Annotated in this window: 1 protein-coding gene and 2 pseudogenes; 1 reads left to right on the forward strand and 2 read right to left on the reverse strand. The window is 57.5% G+C overall.

Annotated elements, in window-relative coordinates:
• The first annotated feature begins 174 nt into the window (after positions 1–174).
• Positions 175–858 carry an HAD family hydrolase gene (locus tag C5L12_RS27565; RefSeq protein WP_105375157.1) on the forward strand — a complete coding sequence of 228 codons (684 nt, stop codon included), beginning with the start codon at positions 175–177 and terminating at the stop codon, positions 856–858.
• 68 nt (positions 859–926) lie between these two features.
• Here C5L12_RS27565 and C5L12_RS27570 read toward each other — a convergent pair.
• Both C5L12_RS27570 and C5L12_RS27575 read right to left on the reverse strand, forming a co-directional pair.
• A pseudogene (locus tag C5L12_RS27570) lies at positions 927–1,379 on the reverse strand (IS6 family transposase); the annotation flags it as partial.
• Positions 1,378–1,614 (reverse strand): annotated as a pseudogene (locus tag C5L12_RS27575) (hypothetical protein); the annotation flags it as partial. The pseudogenes C5L12_RS27575 and C5L12_RS27570, both read right to left, overlap by 2 nt.
• Between the last annotated feature and the right edge of the window lie 768 nt (positions 1,615–2,382).

A 2,382-nucleotide genomic window follows, 5' to 3' on the forward strand; every position in this document is an offset into this window, starting at 1 on the left:
CAAACATGGTTATGCGATCATGCGTCTCAGCGAGCGGTCTGCGGAGGTGGATTTCATCGGCATTGCCGACCGCAAGCAGCGGAATTCACCTGCTGCCGTTTTCCAGCGCTTCGCCGTCACTGACGGTGCTGCCGGCGTCAATCGGCTTTGACGCCTCATTGGAATTGGACTTTTATGCAGATAGATCTTCTGATTTTCGATTGTGACGGCGTGCTGATCAACAGCGAGCCGATCGCCAGCCGTACGCTTGCCAAGGCTCTCCAGGATGCCGGCGCGGCGATAACCGCCGAAGAGGTTCTGGTCCGGTTCACCGGCAATTCCGCCACCGCTATCCGCCGCATCTGCACGGAAGAGCTCGGCATCGGCGATCTGGATCCGGTCTTCGACGCCTGGCATCTCGATATCTATCCGGAATTCGCCCGTTGTCTGGAACCGATGCCCGGCATGGAAAAGCTGGTGCGGTCGTTGCCGCACCGAAAATGCGTTGCCTCGAACAGTTCGACGGAGCGGCTGTCGAAGAGTCTCGGCCTGTTGGATCTCTGGCACGCCTTCGCCCCGTCCGTCTTTAGCGCCGATATGGTAGCGCGACCGAAACCAGCGCCGGATCTCTTCCATCTCTGTGCTGAAACCGTCGGGGTCGATCCCGCGCATTGCGTGGTGATCGATGACAGCGCCCATGGCATAATGGGGGCGAGGGCGGCTGGCATGACGGCGATCGGTTTTGTCGACCCGGCCGACCCGCGTCCAGACCGCGCGCTGGTCCTCAGGCAAGCGGGTGCCGCTTTCGTGGCAACTGGCGCCGGCGAACTCGCAGAAGCGCTCATCCGCCTCGAAGCTTCACAGCCAATGGAAGTCTGAGCTGCCTATCCTTGCGGGGTGATGTCATGTTGTTTGACTGAAGCCGGGCGAATGGCTTGCCGTTGAACTCAGGCAGCTGCGTCGGTTACGGCCCTCCACTGCGCCATTGCGCTGATTCGATGAATGTGGGTGGCGAGGGCGGTGTCCTTATAGTAGGACGGGACAAAGTGATTTCTGATTGCCGAAAAGACCGCGGTGAATCGTTGCAATCCGCCGGAGGGTCGGAAGCCTTGCATCATCCCTTCTCGCTTTCGCAGCGGCAGGTGTGAATTTTCCGCGCGATTGTTCAGCCTTTATGCGATTGATGTTCGACAGAAGGCATCACATCCCGGTTTGCCGCTCCATATGAGCGCAGCTTGTCGCTGATGATCCCCTTCGACGTGAGTCCTTGCTTCTTCAGCAGCCTGCCCAGCAATCGCTTGGCAGCCTTCGTGTCGCGACGAGCCTGCACGATTTCGTCGAGAATATCCGTCCTGATCGACGGCTCGCCAAAGCCAGTGTTTCCGGCCGCCAATGGAGATATTCGACCGGCTCCTTGCCCTCGCGGCGGCGCAGATAAGGATTGACCATATCGCCCTGGATCGGTCCCGGCCGAACGATCGCCACCTGAATCACGAAATCGTAGTAGGTGCGCGGCTTCAAACGGGGCAGCATGGCCATCTGAGCCCGGCTCTCGATCCGAAAGGTGCCGCGCGTGAGGTACCGGCCCAGCTCTTTGTCCTCGAAATCGCGAAAATATTCGTTCGCGAGGTGAATTGCAGGCATTCTCCTGAAGCCATCGTCCTTGTTTTTCATCCATTGGCGCAACAAAGGTCGATATCGTTCGACCAGACCAAGATAGCGACATAACGCTTTGAGTGCGTACTCCGCGTAGACGTTGTTCTCCTCACCCTGCAGATAGGCTTCCAACAGTGGTGCGTCGCTAGCGCCGCCACAAAGCCCGACGATATGGATTGCATCAACGACGCCTCCGTCGCGTCCTCGGAGAATGTTCCGGGCGAGTTCGACCTCTTCTGGTGAAATAGGCCCTGGCTCCAGGCCATTGGCACGATTTGCAATGTTTGCGACGCTAATGCTGTTCATGGACGTTTCGTGATCGGTGGCAGTAGTTTATCTAACTCCAGTACCGTTGGCGAGCAACGACGACTTCGGGCCGAGAGGCGTTAAGGCGCTGATGTGCCAACAGGAGATATCAGGGACGGCGAGGGAAATGTTCTCGCGAGCTATTGGAAAGTCGACATGCCTAAAGAACCGGTAAGAGAGAAGATGCACTTGAAGATCAACTTTCACGGAGCGGCAATGAGCTAGATAGGAGAATTGCCTTACTTGATCCGAATTGTGACTTCTTTGGAGCCTACTTCTCACTGGAAGACGTTGAAGTTCAGCGATTCCCAAGGGAGGGGTGGACGACGATCAGCGGCGATGAATACCTTCGCCAGCTAGACTCAGAGGAACAAGCGTCTGCTGAGGGCCGACGTTCGCTTTCCGTTTCGCACCAATAGGAGCCGAACGGGGCTACATATC

It is taken from the genome of Neorhizobium huautlense, assembly GCF_002968575.1.
GTDB lineage: Bacteria > Pseudomonadota > Alphaproteobacteria > Rhizobiales > Rhizobiaceae > Neorhizobium > Neorhizobium huautlense.